Annotated in this window: 22 protein-coding genes; 21 read left to right on the top strand and 1 reads right to left on the bottom strand. The window is 37.8% G+C overall.

Annotated elements, in window-relative coordinates:
* Window position 1: 1 nt before the first annotated feature.
* The 21 genes from KIH23_RS03925 (at window position 2) to KIH23_RS03825 (ending at window position 24,437) form a co-directional block, all read left to right on the top strand.
* Window positions 2–1,126: a hypothetical protein gene (locus tag KIH23_RS03925; protein ID WP_213211362.1), complete on the top strand. Its 1,125-nt coding sequence runs from the start codon at window positions 2–4 to the stop codon at window positions 1,124–1,126.
* Between the two features lie 10 nt (window positions 1,127–1,136).
* Window positions 1,137–2,597 (top strand): MBOAT family O-acyltransferase, encoded by a 1,461-nt coding sequence (locus KIH23_RS03920; protein ID WP_213211361.1) that lies wholly within the window; start codon window positions 1,137–1,139, stop codon window positions 2,595–2,597.
* 12 nt (window positions 2,598–2,609) lie between these two features.
* A complete protein-coding gene (locus KIH23_RS03915; RefSeq protein ID WP_213211360.1) occupies window positions 2,610–3,500 on the top strand; it encodes a hypothetical protein in 891 nt (296 codons plus the stop codon).
* A gap of 1 nt (window position 3,501) precedes the next feature.
* Entirely contained in the window at window positions 3,502–4,632 is a 1,131-nt protein-coding gene (locus KIH23_RS03910) for a CapA family protein (RefSeq protein WP_213211359.1), read from the top strand.
* Between the two features lies 1 nt (window position 4,633).
* Window positions 4,634–6,529 carry an asparagine synthase (glutamine-hydrolyzing) gene (asnB, locus tag KIH23_RS03905; RefSeq protein ID WP_213211358.1) on the top strand — a complete coding sequence of 632 codons (1,896 nt, stop codon included), beginning with the start codon at window positions 4,634–4,636 and terminating at the stop codon, window positions 6,527–6,529.
* A complete protein-coding gene (locus KIH23_RS03900) occupies window positions 6,526–7,545 on the top strand; it encodes a hypothetical protein (protein ID WP_213211357.1) in 1,020 nt (339 codons plus the stop codon). The genes asnB and KIH23_RS03900 overlap by 4 nt, the downstream gene beginning before the upstream one ends.
* Complete coding sequence (locus tag KIH23_RS03895; RefSeq protein WP_213211356.1) at window positions 7,535–8,602, top strand: glycosyltransferase; 1,068 nt, start codon at window positions 7,535–7,537, stop codon at window positions 8,600–8,602. Before KIH23_RS03900 ends, KIH23_RS03895 begins: the two co-directional genes overlap by 11 nt.
* Complete coding sequence (locus KIH23_RS03890; protein ID WP_249684771.1) at window positions 8,599–9,132, top strand: acyltransferase; 534 nt, start codon at window positions 8,599–8,601, stop codon at window positions 9,130–9,132. Before KIH23_RS03895 ends, KIH23_RS03890 begins: the two co-directional genes overlap by 4 nt.
* A 15-nt stretch (window positions 9,133–9,147) precedes the next feature.
* Window positions 9,148–10,065 (top strand): NAD-dependent epimerase/dehydratase family protein, encoded by a 918-nt coding sequence (locus KIH23_RS03885; RefSeq protein ID WP_213211355.1) that lies wholly within the window; start codon window positions 9,148–9,150, stop codon window positions 10,063–10,065.
* Window positions 10,065–11,201, top strand: coding sequence for a glycosyltransferase family 4 protein (locus KIH23_RS03880; RefSeq protein WP_213211354.1), 1,137 nt, complete (start codon window positions 10,065–10,067; stop codon window positions 11,199–11,201). The genes KIH23_RS03885 and KIH23_RS03880 overlap by 1 nt, the downstream gene beginning before the upstream one ends.
* A gap of 19 nt (window positions 11,202–11,220) precedes the next feature.
* Complete coding sequence (locus KIH23_RS03875; RefSeq protein WP_213211353.1) at window positions 11,221–12,279, top strand: NAD-dependent epimerase/dehydratase family protein; 1,059 nt, start codon at window positions 11,221–11,223, stop codon at window positions 12,277–12,279.
* Window positions 12,280–12,290: 11 nt separating this feature from the next.
* Window positions 12,291–13,502 carry a glycosyltransferase family 4 protein gene (locus KIH23_RS03870; protein WP_213211352.1) on the top strand — a complete coding sequence of 404 codons (1,212 nt, stop codon included), beginning with the start codon at window positions 12,291–12,293 and terminating at the stop codon, window positions 13,500–13,502.
* On the top strand, window positions 13,499–14,629 hold the full coding sequence (locus KIH23_RS03865) for a hypothetical protein (RefSeq protein WP_213211351.1): 1,131 nt from the start codon (window positions 13,499–13,501) through the stop codon (window positions 14,627–14,629). The genes KIH23_RS03870 and KIH23_RS03865 overlap by 4 nt, the downstream gene beginning before the upstream one ends.
* A complete protein-coding gene (locus KIH23_RS03860; RefSeq protein ID WP_213211350.1) occupies window positions 14,626–15,642 on the top strand; it encodes a sugar-transfer associated ATP-grasp domain-containing protein in 1,017 nt (338 codons plus the stop codon). The genes KIH23_RS03865 and KIH23_RS03860 overlap by 4 nt, the downstream gene beginning before the upstream one ends.
* Window positions 15,635–16,240, top strand: a complete 606-nt coding sequence (locus KIH23_RS03855) for a sugar transferase (RefSeq protein WP_213211349.1) — start codon at window positions 15,635–15,637, stop codon at window positions 16,238–16,240. The genes KIH23_RS03860 and KIH23_RS03855 overlap by 8 nt, the downstream gene beginning before the upstream one ends.
* Window positions 16,241–16,266: 26 nt before the next feature.
* Window positions 16,267–17,331 (top strand): hypothetical protein, encoded by a 1,065-nt coding sequence (locus KIH23_RS03850; protein WP_213211348.1) that lies wholly within the window; start codon window positions 16,267–16,269, stop codon window positions 17,329–17,331.
* 91 nt (window positions 17,332–17,422) lie between these two features.
* Window positions 17,423–17,965 (top strand): sugar transferase, encoded by a 543-nt coding sequence (locus KIH23_RS03845; protein WP_249684770.1) that lies wholly within the window; start codon window positions 17,423–17,425, stop codon window positions 17,963–17,965.
* Between the two features lie 68 nt (window positions 17,966–18,033).
* Window positions 18,034–19,173: a DegT/DnrJ/EryC1/StrS family aminotransferase gene (locus KIH23_RS03840; protein WP_213211347.1), complete on the top strand. Its 1,140-nt coding sequence runs from the start codon at window positions 18,034–18,036 to the stop codon at window positions 19,171–19,173.
* Between the two features lie 69 nt (window positions 19,174–19,242).
* Complete coding sequence (locus tag KIH23_RS03835; RefSeq protein WP_213211346.1) at window positions 19,243–21,189, top strand: polysaccharide biosynthesis protein; 1,947 nt, start codon at window positions 19,243–19,245, stop codon at window positions 21,187–21,189.
* A gap of 79 nt (window positions 21,190–21,268) precedes the next feature.
* On the top strand, window positions 21,269–22,039 hold the full coding sequence (locus tag KIH23_RS03830) for a polysaccharide biosynthesis/export family protein (protein WP_213211345.1): 771 nt from the start codon (window positions 21,269–21,271) through the stop codon (window positions 22,037–22,039).
* Between the two features lie 7 nt (window positions 22,040–22,046).
* Window positions 22,047–24,437 (top strand): GumC family protein, encoded by a 2,391-nt coding sequence (locus tag KIH23_RS03825; RefSeq protein ID WP_213211344.1) that lies wholly within the window; start codon window positions 22,047–22,049, stop codon window positions 24,435–24,437.
* Here the strand turns inward: KIH23_RS03825 and KIH23_RS03820 are convergent.
* Window positions 24,434–25,162: a tyrosine-protein phosphatase gene (locus KIH23_RS03820; protein ID WP_213211343.1), complete on the bottom strand. Its 729-nt coding sequence runs from the start codon at window positions 25,160–25,162 to the stop codon at window positions 24,434–24,436. The genes KIH23_RS03825 and KIH23_RS03820 overlap by 4 nt on opposite strands.
* Between the last annotated feature and the right edge of the window lie 33 nt (window positions 25,163–25,195).

Below are 25,195 nucleotides of genomic sequence, written 5' to 3'. Positions count from 1 at the left end.
TTTGAAATCAAAACAGCAAATTCTGCAAAGTCTTAAATCTTACCTCAATGCTACCGGAGTTAACCGAACCGGTTGTAAGGTAAATGAAAAGTTAGTGCTGATAGAATCAGATGATTGGGGAGCGATAAGAACACCTTCGAGCGAGGTTTTTGCCGATTTCAAAAAGCAAGGATTTGGTGTAGGTCAAAGTGTTTATCAATATGATGCGCTAGAATCAGAAGATGATTTAGAAATGCTTTTTGCGGTATTGTCAAAGCATAAGGGTTCCGACGGTAAGTTGGCTAAATTAACAGCCAATGCAATTATGGCTAATCCGGATTTTGATAAAATTAAGGCCTCAAATTATACAGAGTTTCACTACGAGAAATTCACTGAAACTTTCAAAAAGTATCCAGAGCACAACCGCAATTTAGATTTGTGGTTGCAAGGAAGTCGAGCTGGTGTTTTTCAGCCTCAATTTCACGGACGCGAGCATCTCAATTACAAGCGTTGGCTTCGGGTTTTGCAAAATAACAATCCCGCGGCTTTGTACTGTTTTAATCAAAAGGCTACCTACTCAGGTCAAGATGACTACAGTTTTATGGAAGCATATGATTGGGACAGCCCAACGGATATTCCCGAGCAAAAAGAAGTTATAGCCGATGGCCTTCGAATTTTCAAAGAAACCTTTGGATATGAGAGCAAATCTTTTATTGCCCCTTGCTACAACTGGGATACAGAAATTGAATCTACACTCGCCAGCCATGGTGTTCGTTGGATTCAAGGTATGCGATCACAATTAGTTCCCACCGGAAAGTTTGATTGTTATCATCCTGTTCGTCATTACTTTGGGCAAACGAACTCTTTAGGTATGCGGTACAATGTGCGCAACTGTATGTTTGAACCGTCAATGGCTCCCAACCGAGATTGGGTCAATAGCTGTATGGCACAAATTGCCAGTGCATTTCATTGGAACAAACCGGCAGTGATTTGTGCACATCGCATTAATTTTATCGGATTCATCAATACTGATAACAGAACCCGCGGCCTGAACGACTTGGATATTTTGCTTTCAAAAATGTTAAAGCAATGGCCCGATATCCGTTTTATTTCAACCGATGAACTCTGTGATATAACTATAAAATAAAAGAAATTATATGTTATTCAATTCACTTGAATTTGCGCTGTTTTTACCTTTAGTATTTATACTTTATTGGTTTGTTTTTCAAAAAAATCTTAGGGCTCAGAACCTCATGCTATTGCTGGTTAGCTATGTTTTTTACGCTTGGTGGGATTGGCGTTTTCTTTTTTTATTGGCATTTTCAACCTTTCTGGATTATTTTTCAGGACTTAAAATTGAACAAGCAAACACACCATCAAAGAGCAAATTTTGGCTCATATTGAGTATAGGGATCAATTTGGGTTTTCTGGGTTTTTTTAAATATTACAACTTTTTTGTCACGGAACTCACCAATGCCTTGACACATGCAGGAGTGCAAATTCATCCTTGGACGCTCAAAGTCATCCTTCCGGTTGGCATTTCATTCTATACTTTTCACGGGCTTTCGTACATTATTGATGTGTATAAAAAACGCATTACTGCCGAGAGGAATTTTGTTGAATACGCAGTATTTGTGAGCTATTTTCCGCTGCTGGTGGCCGGTCCTATTGAGCGCGCAACACATTTATTACCACAGGTGAAAAAGCCACGTAGTTTTAACTACGATAAGGCGGCTGATGGTATGCGTCAAATTCTCTGGGGTTTATTTAAAAAGGTAGTTATTGCCGATAATTGTGCCACTTACGCCAATGAAATTTTTAATGCCAGTGGCGAGCACAACGGAAGCAGTTTGTTGTTGGGAGCTTTATTTTTTACCTTCCAAATTTATGGTGATTTTTCGGGTTATTCAGACATTGCCTTAGGTACTTCAAGGCTTTTGGGTATAGAACTATTACGCAATTTTGCCTTTCCATATTTTTCAAGAGATATTGCCGAATTTTGGCGAAGATGGCATATTTCGCTCTCAACATGGTTCAGAGATTATTTATATTTTCCGCTGGGCGGAAGTCAAGGCGGAACACTCATGAAAGTACGCAACACTTTTGCGATATTTTTGGTCAGCGGTTTTTGGCATGGTGCCAATTGGACTTTTCTAGCTTGGGGCTTACTTAATGCGATTTATTTTATTCCGCTATTATTACTCAATAAAAACAGAAATAATCTTGAGGTTATCTCAACCCAAAGTTTTTTTCCTTCAATAAAAGAATTTTTCCAAATTTTGATTACTTTTTTTATGACGGTTATCGCTTGGATTTTCTTCAGAGCAACCAATATGGAGCAAGCAATTGATATCATCGGTAAAATATTTTCAAAGAGTTTGCTGCAAGTGCCTGATTATTTAGGCAAAAATGATATGATTTATTTTGTCATTCACTTGGGGCTTATAGGTTTTTTACTGCTCGTTGAATGGATGCACCGCGACAAGCAATTCGGTTTGCAATTCAATCCAACGATGATGCAAAAGCCCGCCCGACGTTGGATGATTTATACCTTTGTTATGGTTTTGATTTTACTTTTTGGCGGAAAACAAAGCAACTTTATTTATTTCCAATTTTAAACGCGCAACCCAATGAATCAGTTTGTTAAAAAGTGTATTTGGTTTTTGGCGATTATCGTTTTGGTCAATGTGGCCTATTTGGGAATTTTAATGGTTTTGAGCCCGGGTTTCAAAAAAGTATATGAGGTTCATTCTTTTAAAAATCAAAATTTTGATCTGCTTATTTTTGGCAACAGTATGGCCTTAGACGGTATAGATTCAGAATATCTGCAAAAACAAGGCATCAGTAATTATAATATGGCAATTGCCGGTGATCATATTTCAAGCTCTAAAATGATGTTAGAGGCTTATCTCAAAAACAATAAAAAGCCCAAAATAGTGGCTATTGGCTTGTCTTCTGCTATCGGAAAATCATATCTCAATGATCAGCCTTTTAAAAACCCCGAAATAGAATTCTTTTATCATCCGAGTTTGACAGAGATAATCAGTAATCCTCCACTTTTAAACTTTCAATGGTTGGCTGTAGACATTTTAAAGATTCTCATGTCGGCCGATCATCGTCAGGCGCAAATGGTTTTAGGTCAATGGAAAACCAAAAAAATTATCGCGGATAATTCTGATTACAAATCTCAAAAAGCAGAGCCCATTTTATACACAAATCCGTATTTGGCTCAAATAGTCTCGATTTGTGCCCAAAATCAAATCAAAGTTTTGTTGCTTGAATTGCCGGGTTCAAATGCCCGGAGAAATGATTTTCCGTATGTTTCCGAAGTTACTTTAAGCGACGGTCAAAAATGTATTGTGCACAACTTAAACAACTTTCAAACAAGTCAGAGCATTCTTGATGCAGATAAAGATTGGTTGGCAGCCGATCATCTCAACCAATTTGGCGGTCAGAAAGTAACTGCCTATTGGTATCAAACTGTTTTAAAACCTTTGTTTTCAACTTCAAAACCACAATAAGATGATTCAGGTTGGTTTTACCGGTGATTTTTGTCCGTGGAAGCGTGTCGAACAAACCTTTCAAAAAGGTGATTGGGCTTATATGTTTTCAGAAGTTTTGCCTTTTTTTCAGCAGAATGATTTAAATATACTTGATTTAGAATGTCCGCTCACACAAAGTCGGTCGGCTATTCAAAAAACGGGGCCTCATATCAAGGCACATCCGGACACGGCAGTTTTACTTAAGCATTTAAATTGTGCTGTTGTGGCTACTGCCAACAACCATTTTAAAGATTACGGTACCTCTGGAATGCAAGAGACCTATACTGCATTACTACATCATGAGATTGCTTATTTGGGCAGTGGTGCCAATTTAGACGAAGCCTCAAGAACATATTATTGGTCAAAAGACGGAGTAAACTTGGCTTTTATTAATGTAGCCGAAAACGAGTGGACAACAACACATGGAGATCAGCCCGGTTGTCATCCGATTGATTTGGTTTCGGTTTTTCGTCAGATTCAAAAAGCCAAGAATCAAGCAGATTTTGTAGTGGTAATAGCTCATGGCGGACACGAGCATTACAATCTTCCGAGTCCGCGTATGAAAAACTGGTATCGATTTTTTGTTGAGGCCGGAGCTTCTGCAGTTATTGCACACCACACCCATATTGTTTCGGGTTATGAAGTTTATCAAAACGCTCCTATTTTTTACAGTTTGGGAAATTTTTGTTTTGATTGGGACGGAATGTGTGATTCAGCTTGGAACCGTGGCATGATGGTTCGTCTCAAATTTGAAAAAGGACAGTCAGTTGGTTTTGAAATGACTTTTACCAACCACAATAATCAGATGCCAGGTGTTTATTTGTGCTCAGAATCTGAGAGTCAGAGCATGAAGCATCATTTGCTAGAGCTCAATAAAATTATTTTAGACGATGAAAAACTTGAACATGCATTCAACAAATATGTAGCTTCTTGGAAACCGATTATGAATACATGGATTCAGCCCTACAAAGGAAAGTACTTACCTAGTTTATACAAGAAAGGCTTTTTGCCTTCAATTATTTCAAAAGATAAAAAAATGTTGCTGACCAACTTAGTTCGTTGCGAAGCACACCGAGATATTTTGATTCATTCCATCAATCCAATAGAATAGTATGTGCGGATTTACAGGATATTTATACACTGATTCACGCTTAGAATCAACCAATAAAAACATCAGGCAAATGCTTGCTATTCAGCAGCATAGAGGTCCTGATGATTCAGGTATAGTTGGCATCAATACTCTAGCAAAAAAAGCTTTTGTGGGTGATGTTCAAAACGATAAAGATTTTGATGAGCCATGTGATTTGATTTTTGGTTTTAATCGTTTGAGCATTCTTGATTTATCGCCTATGGGGCATCAACCCATGGAAAGCCCAGACGGGAAAGTGGTTCTTATTATGAATGGTGAGGTTTATAACGCTTTTGATTTTAAACCTGAACTCGAAAGTAAAGGACACATTTTTAAAAGCACTTCAGATACTGAAATTGTCTTGCATTTGTATTTAGAATACGGAATCGAACGCATGATTGAGTTACTCAATGGTATGTTTGCTATGGCTATTTACGATTTTAATCTTGATACTTTGTTTTTGGCGCGCGATCGTTTTGGTATTAAGCCTTTATACTTGCTTGAGCAAAAAGGCAGATTGGCCTTTGCTTCTGAAATGAAGAGTTTCAAAGCATTGCCCGATTTTAAATTTGAAGCTGATTTTTCAAGGCTTGATGAGTTTTTATTGTTCAGAAACGTAGTCAACAATACCCTTTTTAAAGACATTCGAAATTGCACACCCGGAACCTATTTAAGCGTTCATGAAGGTCAATTACAAACCCATGTTTTTTATCAGATTGATTCTGAAGGATTGCAGCCAATATCCCAAAATCAAGCTAAAGCAAGTCTTGAAGATGCGCTCAAAAAAAGTGTGGCTTCACAGATGATTAGCGATGTAAAATTAGGCAGTCAACTCTCAGGAGGTGTTGATTCGTCTTTGGTGAGCTATTATGCCGCCAAGTCATTGGCTGAAGGAAATCTTGAAACCATATCCATCACCTTTAGCGATCCAAAATTTACCGAAAAGCCATATATTGACCAAGTTGCCCAAACGCTTTCGCTGCAATCACATCAGTATGAAATGAACGCAGACTATTATTTTAATGTTCTTGAAAAAGCAATTTGGCATTTTGAACAGCCGCTCAATCATCCGAACACTATTGGTATTTTTTTGCTCAGCGAACAAGCTCGCAAACACGTCACGGTTTTGCTCAGTGGTGAAGGTGCCGATGAATCATTGGCGGGATACAGCCGATTTGTTCGTGCTACACAATCGCCATATTTGAGTAAATCATTTTTGGGATTACTCAAACGAAACAAAGACAATTTGTGGGAGTTTTTGAGTTACTATTGCCAAAAGAGCAAACGCTTGGTCATGGAAACTGCCTACGGAAGTCCGAAGAATGCCCGAGCTTTACGCAAAGATTTTTCACTCAAAAAAGCTATTGCTTCAAGAACTCAGATGTTGGATAAACTTACCGGCGACACTATTCTTAGGCAACGAAAATACGAGCTTTTGACCTATTTACCCGATTTGTTGATGCGTCAAGACAAAATGTCGATGGCACATTCTATTGAGAATCGCGTACCGTTTTTAGATAATGAAATGGTGCATACATCATTAAACATTCCTGCACATATTGTAGTAGATAAACACAACCAAAAACTTGAAGCCAAAGCCGTTTTAAAAGAAATTTGCGCCGATAAATTTGGTGAAGCGTTTGCCTATCGCGATAAAATGGGGTTTGGAATTCCGCTTAGGTCGTTTATGTCATCTGAGGGTTTTCAAAATCGTTGGAATAATCAAATTGCTCCAGCTATTAGTCGTCGAGGTTTATTTGAAACATCCGCTTTAAATCAATGGGTTAGCAATAGTATCAAAGCCACACCTGAACAACTCGACGCCATTTGGCTCATGTTGGGTTTTGAATTGTGGGCACAACAATATTTAGACGCATGATAGCCATTCATAAAAATACCAGCGAAGATTTATTTCACTATCGTTGGATAAAATATTGCCAGCAAAACAGCATTGCCTATAAATTGGTTGATTGCTATGCCAATGATATCATTGAACAGCTCAAAGGTTGTTCAGCCCTGATGTGGCATTACCATCAGTCAAATTCAAAAGATATTGTCATGGCCAAATCGCTCTTGTTTTCGCTTGAGCAATGTGGTGTGAAAGTATTTCCAAATTATAATACTGCTTGGCATTTTGACGATAAAGTCGGGCAAAAATATTTGTTTGAACAATTGGGTTTTGAGGCGGTTCAGACTTGGGTTTTTTATGAAAAACAAACGGCTTTGCAGTGGGCCAAACAGCAGCAGTTTCCGAAAGTATTTAAGCTTCGTGGTGGTGCCGGTTCACAGAATGTCAAATTGGTTCGCAGTTTGGGTGAAGCACAAAGAATGATCAAAACCGCTTTTGGCTCAGGTTTTAAAGCCTATGACGCCTGGGGAAGTTTTAAAGAACGGATTCGTCGTTGGGGCATCGGTAAAGCAGAGCTTAAAGATATTGCCAAAGGTTTCATCAGGTTGTTTATACCGCCGCGATATTCAAAAGTGATGGGTCGTGAAATCAACTATATTTTGTTTCAAGATTTTATTCCTAATAATGACTCTGATACCCGAATTATTGTGATTGACCATAAAGCTTTTGCATTAAAACGGATGGTGCGTAAAAATGATTTCAGAGCTTCGGGCAGCGGAATTTTTGCCTATGAGCGCAGTGTTTTTGGTGAAAGGTGTGTTAAAATGTCTTTTGAATATACCCAAAAGCTCAATGCGCAATGTGTGGCATACGACTATATCTTTGATGAGCAAAACAATCCGTTGCTGGTTGAAATAAGCTACGGTTTTGCCAATAAAGTTTATGATCCTTGCACAGGTTATTGGGATGAAAATCTCAATTGGTATGAGGGTTCATTTGATCCGTACGGCTGGATGATTGATTTAATGTTGAAAGATGGAGAATAAGCGAATTTGTTTGGCGATTCCCTCACTTAATGTAGGCGGAATGGAACGCGTAATGATTGAAATTGCGCAATACATCAAGAAAAATTCTGATCATCAAGTAACCATTATCAAGTTGGCCAGAAGCCAAAACAATTTTTACCAGGTACCTGAAGGCGTAGATTTGGTTGAACCCGATTTCTTTTTTAATCCACGATTACGCCTATATCATTCACTCAAACTTTTGTGGTTTTTGATTCAAACTATTCGCAGGATAAAACCTAAATCAGTTTTGAGTTTTGGCGAAATGTACAATTCATTTGTTTTGTTGAGTTCTTTTTTTACATCGTCAAAATACTATGTCTCTGATCGTAGTCAGCCCGATAGAAAATGGGGCTTTTTTCATGAAAAAATGCGTCAGTTGGTTTACCGAAGAGCGCATGGAATTGTTGCCCAAACCAGTTATTCCAAAGCTTTTTTTGAACGTGAACTCAACCACAAAAACATCCGAGTAATACCCAATCCAGGGCGTGACCATGATTATCAAATGACTGAAAAGAAAAATATTGTACTGTATGTAGGTCGTTTGATTCCCAACAAAAAAGTTGATTTGCTTTTGGATATTTTTGACCAAATTGCACTACCTGATTGGGAACTTTGGATTGTAGGCGATGGCCCAGAACGCCAAAAACTCGAACAGCAACATCAGCAGCTCAAAAATCAGCAACATATAAAACTTTGGGGCGCTCAAAAAGATATTGGTGCCTTTTATGCACAAGCTAAGATTTTTGCTTTTACTTCAATTTCTGAGGGTTTCCCGAATGTTTTAATAGAGGCACAATCTTATGGAGTAACTTGTGTTTCATTTGATTGTGTAGCCGGACCATCAGATATCATTGGTGATGGATCCAATGGATTTTTAATTCCGTTGTTAAATACCGAAATCTTTGCCCAGAAATTGGCTGAACTCATGAAAAATGATTCTCTTTGTATGCAAATGAGAAAACAATCTTTAATTGATTCGGAAAAGTATAAAACCGATGTGGTTGCAGAACAGTTTTTAAATTTCATCACCTCATGAAACGCAAAATCAATAAATTAATCTATTATGTACTCAAGTTTTTGATCAGCTTGTGGATGTATTTTGATTCGCGAAAATACATGCATTATTACAACCAATTGTTGCGACATGTAGGGATGAACTTAAAAGGCGAACCGAGATTTATTGCCAAAAGTGCCAACTTTGACGATTTTCACCGAATAACGTTGGGTGATCGTGTGGTTGTGTCTCTGAACGTATATTTTTTAACGCACGATTACAGCTTTACTACAGCACTTATTGCCATTGATGAAAAACCTAAAACTGATATTGGTATTTTTCGAGATATTGTTGTTGGCGACAATGTTTTTATCGGAATGAATTCAATCATTTTACCCGGAACAACTATAGGCAACAACGTTATAGTTGGTGCAGGTTCAGTAGTACGAGGTAACATTCCAGAAAATAGTATTGTTGCCGGAAACCCAGCCACAGTTATTGGCGACATTCGCGAATATGCCCATAAAACCAAAAGTCGATCAAACCAAGAAGTTATTATTGATAAAAAATAAAAAGCAAAATACTACATGAAAATATTAGTTACCGGAGGAGCAGGATTTATTGGTTCGGCTATAGTTCCGAAAATGCAAAAAGAAGGCCATGATGTCTTCGTTTTAGATAATTTGAGTTTCGGAAGTCGCGCTTTTATTTCGGTGGATGACGCACATTTTTTTGAGGGTGATATTCGAGATGCCGATTTTGTAAATAAGACATTTGATAGCGTCCAGCCCGATGCAATTGTTCATTTGGCAGCCATACACTTTATTCCGTATTGCAATGCCAACCCATTTGAGTCGGCCGATATAAACATCCGCGGGACAATGAATATACTTGATGCAGCCCGAAAGATTAAAAATCTCAAGAAGGTATTTTTTGCCTCTACTGCTGCCGTATACCCAATTTCAGACCACGCGGTTGACGAAAATCATACGCTTTTACCTTTAGATATTTACGGATTAACCAAACTAACCGGAGAGCGTTTGTGCAGTGAGTTTCATTTATCAACAGGAATTGACACCATTTGTTGCAGATTTTTTAACGCCTTTGGCCCTAATGAAACCAATCCGCATTTGATTCCTGAAATAGAAAAGCAATTGCGCAACGGAGCCAGAACTATTGCGCTCGGAAATTTAGCGCCAAAACGTGATTTTATTCACACCTTTGATATGGCTAATGCCGTTTATGCATTGGTAATCCTTGAAAACACAGGCTATGATACCTTTAATTTAGGGCGAGGAATAGAATACTCAGTCACTGAAATTGTCGCTACTTTTGAGGAATTACTCGGCGAAAAAATCACTGTCGAGATTGATCCGGCACGTACCCGAAAAGTAGAACGTATGCATTTATTAGCCAATGTCGATAAACTCAAAACGCGCACCGGATGGTCACCAAATTGGAGCATTGAAGAAGGTATCAAAGATTTAATTGACAATTGGAAATAATGGAAGTTAAACGAAAACGTGTCGGGATTTTATATCACTTTTCTACCAAATGGATGGGTGGGGTGATTTATATTGTCAACTTAATCAAAGCACTTGATTTTTTGCCAGACGAAGACAAGCCTGAAATATATTTGTTTTATAAGCCTGATTTGCAGCGGTTTGTTGATGAGCTCAATTATCCGTATTTGCATAAAATTATTCGCCCTTATCCAACGGTACACACCACTTTTTTAAAATCAATCTTGACACAAAAAAATCTTTTTGTTGATGATTTAATTGATCAATATCAATTAGACAGTATTTTTCCGTTGCACGATTATCCGGTCAAATCCAAAAAAGATTGCAAACTCATTTCGTGGTATGCTGATTTGCAGCACAAACATTACCCGCAGTTTTTTAGTTTGGCTAAGCGAATCGAACGTCATTTACGCGTTTTATTCATTTTGAAGAATACACAAGATTTAGTGGTTTCAAGCCATGATGTTAAAGGTGATTTTTATCGTTTTTTTGATATTCCGAGCCATGTAAACTTTCACGTATATCACTTTGTATCTATCGTTGATAAATTTCCGACCTACTCCAAAGAAGAAGTTTGCAGCCAATTCAACTTACCTGAACATTATTTTGTAATCAGTAATCAGTTTCACAAACACAAAAATCATATGGTTGCCTTGAAAGCTTTGGCAAGACTCAAAAAGCAAGGCAAAACCGTTCATTTGGCTATTACCGGAAAACTTCCCGAAGACACGCAATCGCCTTATGTTGCGGAACTCAAAAGCATACTGGACCAAAACAACTTGCACAACCAAGTAACTTTTTTGGGTGTATTACCACGGGATAAACAACTGTCAATTATGCGTCATGCCGATGCCATTTTGCAACCGAGTTTGTTTGAAGGTTGGAGTACTGTGATTGAAGATGCAATTTCGCTTCAGAAACCGGTAATTTGTTCAAATCTTTCGGTGAATGTTGAGCAACTCAAAGAAAAAGGCACTTATTTTTCACCACACAACGACGAAGAACTCAGCGAAATACTTGTTGGCCGTGACTTCTCGGCAATTCCAACACCTATATATGAAAGTTATGAGCAACGCGTGACTCGTGCGGCCCAAACTTTATTGAAAATTTTGACCTAACTATTTTACTAGAATAAAAATGAAAAAACTACTTGTAACCGGTTCATCCGGATTAATCGGCTCAGAAGTGTGTATGCATTTTGCCGAATTGGGATGGGAAATTCACGGAGTAGATAACAATCAACGAGCTGTCTTTTTTGGCCCGAGTGGTGATACGCGTTGGAACCAAAACCGATTGGCATCAAAAATCAAGAATTTTGTGCACCATGAAGTAGACATTCGCGATCGTCAAGGCGTGCTTGATTTGATTCAGAAAGTGCAACCTGATGCCATTGTACATACAGCTGCCCAACCAAGTCATGATAGAGCAGCCGCGATTCCGTTTGATGATTTTGATACCAATGCAGTGGGAACTTTCAACTTACTTGAGGCAACGCGTCGATACAGAACTGATATTCCATTTGTGCACATGTCAACCAATAAAGTTTACGGAGATGCTCCGAATGAAATTGAAATGGTTGAGCTTGAAACGCGCTGGGATTATGCCGATGCAGCTTATGCACACGGTATTCCGGAGCATTTTAGAATTGATCAATGCAAACATTCACTTTTTGGAGCTTCAAAAGTATCGGCTGATATTTCGGTTCAAGAATACGGACGCTATTTCAATATGCCAAGTTGTGTATTGCGCGGCGGCTGTTTGACCGGACCAAGTCACAGCGGTGTTGAACTGCACGGATTTTTGAGCTATTTGGTTAAATGCAATCTTGAAGAAAGAGAATACACTGTTTTTGGCTACAAAGGAAAACAAGTTCGTGACAACATTCACTCTTATGATGTGGCGCGTTTCATTGAAGAATTCATCAAAGCACCGCGCGTGGCTGAAGTTTATAATTTGGGTGGAGGAAAAGACAATACTTGTTCGATTCTCGAAGCATTTGATATCATCTCTAAAATCAGCGGCAAGCCTATGAAGTACAAATACGACCAGACCAACCGAATTGGCGATCATATCTGTTACTACAGCGATTTGCGCAAAATGAAAGAGCACTATCCGAATTGGGATATCACTAAATCATTGCAAACCACTTTTGAAGAAATTTACCAAGCTTGGATGCAACGCGAAGGCATTCAATAATAACTTATTTCATGAATATTTGGCTCGTTTCAATTTTTGAAAACACTCCTATTGACGACAACCTCAATACCCGTTATAACAGTTTAGCTCGTGAGGCTAATCAACGAGGACATCGAGTGGTCTTTTGGTCATCGACTTTCAGGCATAATGTCAAACAACAACGTTTTGATCGTCATAAAGAAGTTCAAATCAACGAGCATTTAGAGGTTAAATTTGTTCCTGCCGATGCTTATCAGCAAAATATTTCATTGGCGCGAATGAAATCGCATTATAAACTTGGAAAATCAATGGTAGCTTTGTTTGATACCCAACCTAAACCCGATGTGATTGTGGTGGCTTATCCGCCAATTTCAACAGCGCATGAGGTTATTCTTTGGGCTCAAAAAAAACGAATTCCCGTAGTAGTTGATATCATTGACCCTTGGCCAGATGGTTTTTTAGAGCATATGAAAGGCTTAAAGCGAATTATTGTTCAATGCGGTATTTTACCTTTAAAGCAAAAAGCAAATTTTGTTTTTAATCAATGTTCGGCCATCATGGCAATATCAAAGCAATACATTGATTTTGCTCAAACATATCGCAAGCAACCTTCAGCTACAGCCGTTTTTTATCCGGCAGTTCAGTTTGCCGAAATGAAACGCCAGTTGCAACAGGCCTCAGAAAAAGTGACCAAAAATCAAAACCGAATTACCGTTATTTATGCAGGTAGTTTGGGTTTTTCGTATGATTTGCCAACCATTTTAAAAGCCGCTGAAATACTTGAGCAAGAACAGCCTAACATTCATTTTATTATAGCTGGTGACGGACCACAAAAAGACATAGTCGAAACCTATGAACAAAGTCATCAGAATTTGGAATACCTCGGGCGATTATCAAAAGAAAAACTAATGCAAGAGTATTATTTGGCTGATATCGGATTGACACAACACATCAAAGGTGCTACACAGTCAGTAACATACAAACTATTTGATTTGCTGGCTTGCGGATTGCCTATCATGAATTCACTTGAAAGCGAGATGAAGTCAATTATATTAAATCATCAAGTGGGTTTTCACAACAATCCCGGAGATGGACGAGCATTAGCGAATAACATTTTGGCTTGTAGTAGTGATCGTCAATTACTCGATTCGATGAAACAAAAAGCACTCGCTCTCACTCAAGAGTTAGGCGATGCACAAGTAGTATACAGCAAAGCCTTAGATTTTATAGAAGCTCAGATATGATACATCAAATTAAAAGCAATCTGATATTGAATGCCAAAAATATAATTGGCTGGAAAACCAAAAAGAAATATGTGGTTTTTTCAGTTGATGATTACGGCAATGTACGCTTGGATTCAGCCGAAGCTAGAGCACGATTGGATGCTGCAGGAATGAAAATTTATTCGCGTTTTGATGCTTTAGATACATTAGAAACCACTCAAGATTTAGAACAGTTGTTCGAAGTTTTATCATCCGTAAAAGGGCAAGATGGCAAACCTGCTGTTTTTTCTCCGTTTGCTTTGCCTTGTAATATTGATTTTGACGCCATGAGCAAGAATGGTTATACGGAATATGCTTATGAAAATCTAGACTTGACTTATCAGAAATTAGCGCAACTACAACCCAAAGCATATACTGGAGCATGGAATTTATGGCGAGAAGGAATTAGTTCAGGCCTTATGCGTCCGGAGTTTCACGGTCGTGAGCACTTAAATTTGCATGTGCTCAATGATAAATTGGCCAAAAGAGATGTACATGTATTGACAGCATTGCAAAACCGCAGTTATACTAGTATTTCAGACGATGAATATCCGGCCCATTCTTCAATGGCGGCCTATGATTTTTGGGACACTTCTGAGTTAGAGCCCATGAAAGAAAACTTACGTGACGGCCTGGTTCGTTTTGAACAAGTATATGGTTACAAAAGTGATTATTTTACGCCGCCGGTATACCATATTCATCATTCATTATACCCAACTTTGGTTGAAAACGGTATAAAATATATTGACCTTGATTTGGTTCGTCAAGAGCATCAAGGTTTCGGAAAATACAAACGTGAGTTTAATTACACCAGTCGTAAAACCTCTGAAGGTTTGCAGGTAATGGTGCGCAATGTGGTTTTTGAACCCACAGAAGATCGCGGGCTTGACTGGACAGCTTTTACCATGAAGCAAATTGAAGCAGCTTTTAGGTGGAATCGCCCGGCCATTATTAGTTCGCATAGAGTAAATTTTTGTGGTCACATTGACCCAAATAACCGAACTAAAGGCTTGGTCGAGCTCAAGAAATTACTTCATGCCATTACAACAAAATGGCCAGATGTTGTTTTTATTTCTGCCAGTGATTTAGGAAAAATAATCAGCCGATGAAAAAGCTTAAAAGATTTGTTTACCTGGGTTATTATCTCAAAAAGCTTGACAGAGAAAAGTTTTTTGCCTTTTTAAATTATACTGCCCAAACTACCGGTAAAGCCAAGTTTTCTATTTTGTTGGATGTTTTGTTTTCAGTTTTTAAATACAACATTTCACTGCTTGAGTATTTTCAGTTTCGATTTTTTGAAAAAGATAAATACGAACGTGAACGATGGGCAGGAACCGGCTATATGTATGAGTTTCAGCTCAGAATGAATCCGCCTAATAGTCGTCAAATTCTTGATGATAAAGCGCTTTTTTATAAAAATTATCAGCGTTTTTTTGTACATCAAGTTGCCACCTTGGATGAGCTGGAAAAAAATCCTGAATTGACAAATAAATTTATTGATGCTCCCTCAGGAAAAGTAGTTTTTAAAGTAGTTGACGGCAAATGCGGAGCAGGTGTTGAGGTTTGTAACACCGAAAAGTTCAAAACTCATGGAATGGTAGCTTATATGAAAGCCCATCATTTCGATTTGGCCGAAGAGTTTATCGTTCAGCATCCAATTTTGCAGGCATTATCTCCGTCAGGGGTAAATACCGTTCGTATTTTTACCCAAGTTACAACAGATCAAAAGGTTGTTCTATTGGGATGTCGTCAGCGGATTTCAGTAAATTCACCTGTTGATAATATGGCTGCGGGTAATTTGGCTGCTCCGATTGATCCTGAAACTGGTTTGGTCAATGGTCCGGGCGTTTATAGTGATATTACCAAAACCGATCAGGTCAAGCATCCGGTAACCGGTGTTGATATCATTGGTTTTCAAGTTCCGTTTTGGAAAGAAACTCTTGATATGGTTAAAAAAGCAGCTCTGGAACATCCTCAGAATAAATCAATTGGTTGGGATATTGTCATCACTGAGCGTGGCCCTGGATTTATAGAGGGCAACCACGATTGGTGTAAATTGCTTTGGCAACTTCCTGAAAAGCAAGGATTGAAACATCGAATTGAACCTTATTGGTATGTATAAGTTGGTTTTTAAAAGATGGATTGATTTTGCAGCTGCATTTTTGTTGCTGCTGGTATTTGCACCTATCCTCGCAGTTGTTTGGTTTGTGTTGTATCGCCAGAATGACGGAAAAGCATTTTTTTATCAAGAAAGGCCAGGATTAGATCAACAACCCTTTCGAATTATAAAGTTCAAAACTATGACTGATGCTCGCGATGATTCAGGACAATTGTTACCTGATAATAAGCGAATTACCAAAGCGGGTGCTTTTTTTAGAAAATGGTCATTGGATGAGCTTCCACAATTAATCAACGTACTCAAAGGTGATATGAGTTTGGTAGGCCCAAGACCTTTATTGTTTAAATATATTCCGTTATATAATTCAACCCAATTGCGTCGACATGAAGTTCGACCGGGCATTACCGGATGGGCGCAAGTCAATGGAAGAAATAGTATCTCATGGACCGAAAAGTTTAGATTAGATGTAGAATATGTTGATCAAGTAAATCTTTGGTTTGACCTTAAAATTTTGTTTTTGACTGTCAAAAAAGTATTGATATCAGAAGGAGTCAATCAAACTCAAGACAGACCCATGCTGCCGTTTGACGGAACCAATTAAATCTCACAATAACAAGCATTTTATATATGAAAGTTCTTATTACCGGCGTAGGAGGCCCAACTCCGAGAAGTTTTGCCATTGGCTTAAAAAAATATTCTTTTTACAAGCGATTTGAACTCATCGGAACTGATATCAATCCGCTGGCCATGGGATTGTATCAAAACGAATTGTTCAATAAAACCTATGTAGTTCCGCCTGCATCAAGCCCGGATTATTGGAATGCTATTGAAACTATAATCCGCGAAAATCAGATAGAGATAGCGGTAATTTTACCCGAACTAGAAGTTATGGAATGGAGCCGTCGCAAAGAATCGGACGTATTACCTTGCAAAGCTTTAATTCCTGATATTTCGATGGCTGAATTGCTGGTTGACAAATCAAAAATGACCGAGCTTTTAAAAGATTTAGACATCGTTCCGCCTTCGGTGACTTTTCATCGTGATGACGCCAATTTTAACGGAGCTTTTGAGTTACTCAAAGGCGGTTTTTGGGTGCGGAGCACCAGTGGAACCAGTGGTTTGGGTTCGCTTAAAGTAGATGATGTAGATTCATTGAAGAACTGGATACAAATCAATCCAAATGTACAACAGTTTTTAGCGAGTAAATTTTTGCCGGGCCGAAATCTCGCTTGTAAAATGTTATATTACAACGGTAAACTTTTGCGAACGGCTTGTGCTGAACGCGTTAATTATATTATGGCCAAAGTCGCGCCGTCGGGCATTACGGGCAATACTTCATTTGGAAGATTGCTCAACGAACCGGCTTTGGTTGCTGAGGCCAAACGCGCCATGGATTTTCTCTTAGCGCATACCCGAGCGGCACATCACGGTTTTTTTACCGTTGATTTTAAAGAGGACGAGAATGGCAAACCATACATTACAGAAATCAATGTTCGACATGTGGCCTTTACCCAGTGTTTTGCTGCGGGTGGAGCCAATTTTGCCGAAGACACGATTCGATTGCTTGATGGCGATGTTGATTTTGATTTTAACTATCAGATGTATGAGTTTGAGAAAGATTTAATATTCTTGCGCGATGTTGATTCGTTGCCGATTTTGATGAAAGAGGCTCAGTTGCACAAAAAAATGTAATTTATCCAGATATTGTTGATGGTCTTAAAGCAAGAAGCGCTCTTGGGTGTTTTCTTGTTTTTTGTTTCTCATTTCATCGATTATTAGCGCTTTGAAACGAACTTTTGATATCACTTTTTCATTGCTGATGCTGATTGCATTGAGTTGGTTGCTTTTACTTTGTTATTTGTTGGCTAGTATAGAAACGCGTTCGAATGGACTTTTTGTACAGCAACGTGTGGGGCAATTCGGAAAACTATTTTGGATATACAAGCTCAAGACAATGCACCCAAAAAGTCAAAAAATTGGATTTTTTAGTCAGTTTTTTAGAAAGTATAAACTCGATGAATTACCACAGTTTTACAATGTAATCAAAGGCGATATGTCTGTGGTTGGACCGCGTCCGGATGTTTCGGGATATTATGATTGCCTTAATGAAAACGATCGCCGGTTATTAGAACTCAAACCCGGGATTACCAGTGAGGCATCTATCAAGTATAAAAATGAAGACCTATTGTTATCAGCCCAATCTGACCCCAAAAAATATAATGATACTGTGATATTTCCCGATAAAGTCAAAATGAATTTAGAGTATTTTGAGCATCAATCTTTTATGACAGATTTGAAAATTATTTTCAAAACGGTATTTAATTAATCCTCATAAAATAGCAAGCAACCGCTTAGGTTCTGCTATATTTGTTAACGAAAACATTATTTTTTTGTATGACACTTTCTAAAATTTGGTTGTCATCGCCACACATGGGCGGTACAGAACTTAACTACGTTCAAGAAGCTTTTGATTCAAATTGGGTAGCTCCGCTCGGGCCTAATGTATCAGGTTTTGAATCTGATTTAGAAAATTACATTGGTCAAAACAGTCATGTTGCGGCTCTGAGTTCAGGAACAGCAGCAATACATTTAGGGCTTATTTTACTGGGAGTTTCTGCCGGAGATGAAGTTATTTGCCAAAGTTTTACGTTTTCGGCATCGGCCAATCCGATTTTGTATCAAGGCGCGAAACCTGTTTTTATTGACAGTGAACCCGATACTTGGAATCTTTGTCCAAAAGCTTTAGAAGAAGCCATCAATGATCGTATTTCTAAAGGAAAAAAACCAAAAGCTATTATTGGTGTTCACCTGTATGGCATGCCCTTCAAAATTGATGAAATTCGAACCATTGCAAACCGTTATGATATTCCGCTTTTAGAAGACAGCGCCGAAGCATTGGGCAGTACATACAAGGGTAAGAAGTGTGGAACTTTTGGAGATTTTGGTGTGTTGTCATTCAATGGAAATAAAATCATTACTACTTCCGGAGGTGGTGCACTCGTTTGTAGAAACAAAGAACTTAAAGATCGCGCTATATTTTTCTCGACCCAATCTCGTGATCAGGCGCCACATTATCAGCATTCAGAAATAGGATATAATTATCGTTTGAGCAACATTAGTGCTGGAATTGGTCGCGGACAGATGGAAGTGCTCGATATACATATTGGTTATAGACGATCTATGCATGCGTGGTATCAAGATTATTTTAAAAATATTGAGGGAGTCGAAGTTTTTTCTGAGCCTTCGGCAGATTATCATTCAAATCATTGGTTAACGTCAATTGTAATGAATCCTGATAAATGCGGTGGCAAGAATCGCGAAGATTTGCGCTTGGCCCTTGAAGCAGAAAATATTGAAAGCAGACCGCTTTGGAAGCCAATGCACCTGCAGCCCATTTTTGCACAAGCGCCTTATTACGGAAGTCAAATTGCTGAAAATCTGTTTGTTAATGGGTTGTGTTTGCCGTCAGGTTCAAATTTAACGCAGCATGATCAAGACAGAATAGCTTCGGTATTTAACATTTTTTTTAAATAATTAAGTTTTGAACGGTTAAGATTGTTATAAAAACATTAATTTTAGTCGCGGCTTAAATAATCTACTGCAATGTCAAACTCAATTTTTGACGTATTAAAAAACAGCATATTGGGCAACAGATTCCGAAACATCGGATACCTTCCGCGTTGGATTATTTTTGCTATTGACGTTTTTATTGTTGGAATTGCGGGTTTGATTACGTATTTAATCATGTACAGCCTTACAGGATTGTTGTACACTGCCAATGAAATCCTAATTAAATACGGTTCGTTTATTTTAGTCAATTCTGTATTTTTCTTGGTATACAGAACATATTCCGGTATTATTCGCCATTCTACTTTTATTGATGGTGTCAAGTTATTGGTATCAACCACAACTGCGTATCTTTTTTTACTGGTTTTTAATTTTGCTTGGTATGTTGCTACTCATGAGCAATTGTTTATCAATACACGGTTGTTTATCAACTATGTAATTTCATTTTTGTTATTGTTTTTGTTCAGAATTCTCATCAAATATATTTTTGAGAAGTACATGAATTTTGACAGCCAAAAAAAGCTCACCAAAGCAGTCATATATGGCGCTGATGCCAACGCTTTTTCGGTGGCTAATGCGCTTCGAGCTGAAAACCCAAGTCGATTTAAGTTGTTGGGCTTTATTGATAAGTTCAACCTCAGTTCTGCTTCGAAAAGCATGTTGAATTTACCGATTGTAAATCAGAATAAGAAGATTTATGTGATACTTCGGTCACTCAAAGCCGATGCATTAATCATTGCCGAAAAAGGTTTGAGTAAAGAAGAGACCATTGCAATAGTTGAAGAATGCCTTGAGTTTAACTTCAAAGTATTTACTGTTCCGCTGATTACCGATTGGGAAGATCAACAACAGATTTCAAACAAGGTAAAAAGTTTTGAAATTGAAGATTTGCTCGAACGTAAACCCATTGTACTCGATACAAAATCTATTTCAGAACAACTCAACGGAAAGACAGTCATGATTACCGGAGCTGCCGGATCGATTGGCAGTGAGATTGTTCGTCAGGTATTGTCTTTCAAGCCGCATAAAGTAATTTTAGTTGATCAAGCCGAAACTCCGCTTCATTCATTAAGGTTAGAAATCAATGCGATCAATCAAAGTGTTCAGATTAGAACAGTTTTGGCGGATGTTCGTCACAGAACAGCCATGGAGGCGGTTTTTGAACGATTCAAACCCAGTGTAGTTTATCATGCTGCGGCCTACAAGCATGTACCGCTGATGGAAGAAAATCCTTCACAATCTATTTATACCAATGTTTTAGGAACCAAAAATGTAGCCGATTTATCGGTTAAGTATGAAGTTGATCGCTTTGTAATGGTATCTACTGATAAGGCCGTAAATCCGAGTAGTGTTATGGGCGCCAGTAAGCGTATAGCCGAAAAATACGTTCAGACCTTGCACCACAAATATCATGATGACGGTAAAGTGATAAAAACAAAATTTATTACCACCCGTTTCGGAAATGTCTTGGGGTCAAATGGTTCAATTGTACCGCTTTTTGCCAAACAGATTTCTGAAGGAGGGCCTCTGACGATAACGCATCCGGATATTATTAGATATTTTATGACGATCCCTGAAGCTTGCCAACTGGTGCTTGAAGCCGGAGCTATGGGGCACGGTAGTGAAATTTTTATTTTTGATATGGGTAAACAAGTCAAGATTATTGATTTGGCTAAAAAGATGATTCGTTTAGCAGGGTTTATACCATATAAAGACATTGACATCAAAATCATCGGATTGCGTCCGGGCGAAAAACTCTACGAAGAATTGCTCAATGATGCCTCAAAAACGATGGCAACACATAATGAGAAAATCATGATTGCCCAAGAGTTGCCTGAGAACTATCAAAAAGTTCATGAAGAGATCCTTGATTTGCTTGAAAATATATCTACGCTGTGCAATGATGAAATTGTGAGCAGAATGAAAAAAATTGTTCCTGAATTCAAGAGTATGAATTCTGTATTTGAAACTCTTGACGCTTAATCAAATTTAAAATTTAACCATTCGCAATCGCATTGATATACAAATCAAATGCTATATTTGCACGAGTAATTATCTTTCTATGAGTATATCTAAAACATATCTTTTATCAATCCTTAGCCTATTTTTTTTATTGTCTTCTTGTGCTACCCGAAAAGATATTGTTTACATGCAGAACATTGAGCAAAAAGATGCTTATGATTCGGCCAAAAAATACGAAGTTAAATTACAACCAGACGATTTAGTCAATATTATTGTTTCGGCAGAAAACCCAGAAATCACAATGCCGTTTAATTTACCGCAAATTCAAGGAAATTATGATTTGAATGATAAACAAACAGCTATAAAAAGCTATTTGGTTGATAACGATGGCTTTATTGAATATCCTGTGATTGGCAAAGTGAAACTCGGAGGTTTATATCGATCTGAAGCTATAGCACTGATAAGACAAAAGGTTTCTGAATACATCAAAAATCCCTCAATTAATTTGAGGATTCTCAATTATAAAATTTCGGTATTAGGTGAAGTTGTGCATCCGGGCACATACAGTATTCAAAGTGAGCGAATTACTTTGCTTGAGGCGTTGAGTTTGGCGGGCGATTTGACTATATACGGAAAGCGCAACAACGTTTTAGTCATTCATGAAGAAGACGGAAAAAAAACTTATCGCCGTTATGATTTGACTCAGGCTGAAATGCTTGATTCACAAAATTATTATTTGGCTCAGAATGATGTTGTATTTGTTGAGCCAAACAAAACCAGAGTCAAAAACTCTTCAGTTGGTCAAAATACAGCTTTAATGCTATCTGGACTAACGGTGATTCTCTCGATGATTATTGTTCTTAAGTCATAAAATATTAATGGAATCAACTCCTGCAAACATAAATGAGCGTTCAGACGAACGTTTTGATTTTCACGATTTAGTTGAGCGTTACATTATACATTGGAAATGGTTTGTTTTCGGTGTTTTTGTATGTCTTATTTTGGCAACACTTTATTTGCGTTATGCTATTCCGGTATATAATGCAACAGCTACTATTGTTGTGCGTGATGAAAAGAAAGGCGGGCTTCAATCTGAGCTTAGTGCGTTTTCTGATTTAGGCATCATGACCGGTGTGAAAAATAATGTAGACAACGAAATTGAGATTATAAAATCGCGCCGTATCATTGGTAAAACAGTAAAAAAACTCGGGTTTAATGTGTCTTACATATCTGAAGGTCGTGTCAAAACACTTGAATTATATAGAAACAAACCCATTGAGTTTAATTTTTATGATTTAAGCGATTCTTTTTACAAAAACAAAAAAGGTTTTACCATTAATAATATTGACGCCAATAGTTTTGAACTTTTTGAAGGTACACAAAACTCTATGGGTAAATTTGCTTATGGAGCAATCATCAATCTAGAAGACTCAAAGTTGGTGGTCAACAAAAACCCTAAGACGTTTGCTTCATTTAGTTCTGGATTTTCAATTCATGTTAATGTAAATTCAATTGATAATGTTACTGAAAGTTTTCGCGGAAGATTAAATGTTAGTTCACTGAGTAAGAATTCAAGTGTGGTTTCATTATCAATTAATGACCCTGTGCGCGAAAAGGCCGAAGATTTTCTCAATACACTTATTGAGGTTTACAACGAAGATGCTATTGCTGACAAAAAATTTACCTCAGAAAACACTTTAGCTTTTATTCAAGATCGTCTCAAGATTATTACCTCAGAACTTGGTGATGTAGAGAAAGACGCCGAAGGATTCAAAAAAGCCAATGATGTTACTGATATTGCCACTCAAGCCGAAATTTACTTGAATAATTCGGTTGATTTTAGCAAAGAACTCATTGAAACCGAAACCCAAATCAAAGTGGTTGATGCTATGCTTGATTTTATGAAATCAAAAGGCAAATGGGATTTGGTGCCGACCAACATTATTTCAACTACTGATTCTAAAGACGCCAGTAATTTTATTGTGCAATACAATGATTTGGTTTTGCAACGCAATCGAATTGTAAAAGATGGAACATCAAAAAACTCGGTTGTATACAATCTCGAAGAAAAAATCGAAGAACTTAACGGAAATATTACAGAAAGCCTCAGTAGAATTAAGGCTTCGTTAAGAATCAAAAAATCTGACCTCGAAAAGCAAGACAAATACATCAAAAGCCGAATTTCAAGAGTTCCAACACAAGAACGCGAATTCAGAATACTGGATCGTCAACAAAAAATAAAAGAATCTCTTTATTTGTATCTTTTACAAAAGCGCGAAGAAACAGCCATTTCGTTAGCTGTTACGGCTCCTATTTCAAAATTGGTTGATAGCGCTTATTCCCCGGGTGCACCGGTAACTCCGAAGCCTAATTTGGTTTATATTTTTGCCATTGCTTTAGGTATTTTGATTCCGTTTATGATTATTTATCTGAAGTCACTTTTTGATAATAAAGTCAAAACACGTCAAGATGTTGAGTCCATTATTACAGCGCCATTTTTGGGTGACATTCCAAAATCTGAAACCCATGATGAGGTAATCAATACCAATAGTAAGTCAAGTTCTGCCGAAGCAGTCCGCATCATCAGAACCAATCTCGAGTTTATGTTTAGTCAGACTCCCGAGGGTCAGGCTAAAACGGTCTTTGTTACTTCGACCATACCTAAAGAAGGAAAAACATTCGTTGCAATCAACTTAGCCAGTACAATTGCACTCTCCGGCAAAAAAGTTTTGTTGATTGGTTTAGATATCCGCAACCCAAAAATTGATCGTTACGTACAACTTCCTTCAAAAGGATTAACCAATTATCTGTCTAAAAAAGATCAAGATATTCATGATTATATTGTAAAACTCGATGGGTTTGATGATTTCTATATCTTGCCTTCAGGAGTTATTCCGCCAAATCCGGTTGACTTGCTGATGAATGGTCGTATTGATAGTTTGTTTGAACAGATCAAAAAAGAATACGATTATATCATTGTTGATACAGCGCCTGTAAGTTTGGTTACCGATACTTTATTGGTGGCAAAGAATGCTGATATATTCTTGTATGTTATTCGCGCCAACTTCTTAGACAAGCGCTTGTTGAAGATTATCGAAAACATTTATCGCGAGAAGAAATTGCCTAATATGGCAGCCGTACTCAATGATACCGAGTGGCGAAAATCATACGCATATGCGTATGGCTATGGTTATGCATACGGCTATGGTTATACTGATGATACACCAAAACAGCCTTGGTTTTTGAGTTGGTTTAAGAAAAATGTTTAGGGTTTAAAAAATTGGTTTCGAGCAATAGCTTCTTGAAGAGGCTTGGTGTCTTTTACCAAAGTTTTTTGATCAAAGGCCAGAATGTGTTTTTCGTGATGAACATCTGAGCCTACAAAATCAATTAATCCTGCTTTTAGTAATTTTTGAGCTGCATCTGCTACCGCTGGACCATAATAACCAACAGTTGAGAGTAAATTTAGTTGCATTAAACAACCGGAATTTTTAATCCGTTGGTACTGATCAAATTTTTTATGGTAGTAAATGTAACGCTCCGGATGCGCCAGAACAGGTTGGTAACCTGCTACTTGAAGTTCAAATAAAATATCAAAAAGTTGTACCGGCGGATTCAAATAAGATATCTCAATCAAGACATAATTGTCTTTAAGGGTTAATAATTTTTCAGTTTGATATAGCTTGGTGAAATTTGGGTCAATCATATATTCGGCAGCATACCTCAAGTTGAGCGGAATTTCTTTTTCGGTATTTAATTTTTGGTAAGCCGATGATATGCTTTCAGGTGTGTTTTCCCATGTGCTTCCCATAATGTGAGGTGTTGCAACACAGTGCGTAAACCCAAATTTACTGAGCGATTGTGTAAGAAAAAGCGAGTCGTCTGTTGTGGCAGCGCCATCATCAATTCCGGGTAAAACATGACAGTGAATATCTACATGTCCGTCCGGAATTAAATCTCTGAGAAAAGTCTTTTTATTAAAAATGCCAAACATAGCCCTAAAATTACTGCGCAAAAGTAAGCAAAA

This window comes from Flavobacterium sp. CYK-55 (genome assembly GCF_018413465.1).
Taxonomy (GTDB): domain Bacteria; phylum Bacteroidota; class Bacteroidia; order Flavobacteriales; family Flavobacteriaceae; genus Flavobacterium.
The sequence above is the reverse complement of the archived record's forward strand: the minus strand, read 5'-3'. Positions and strand labels throughout refer to the sequence as shown.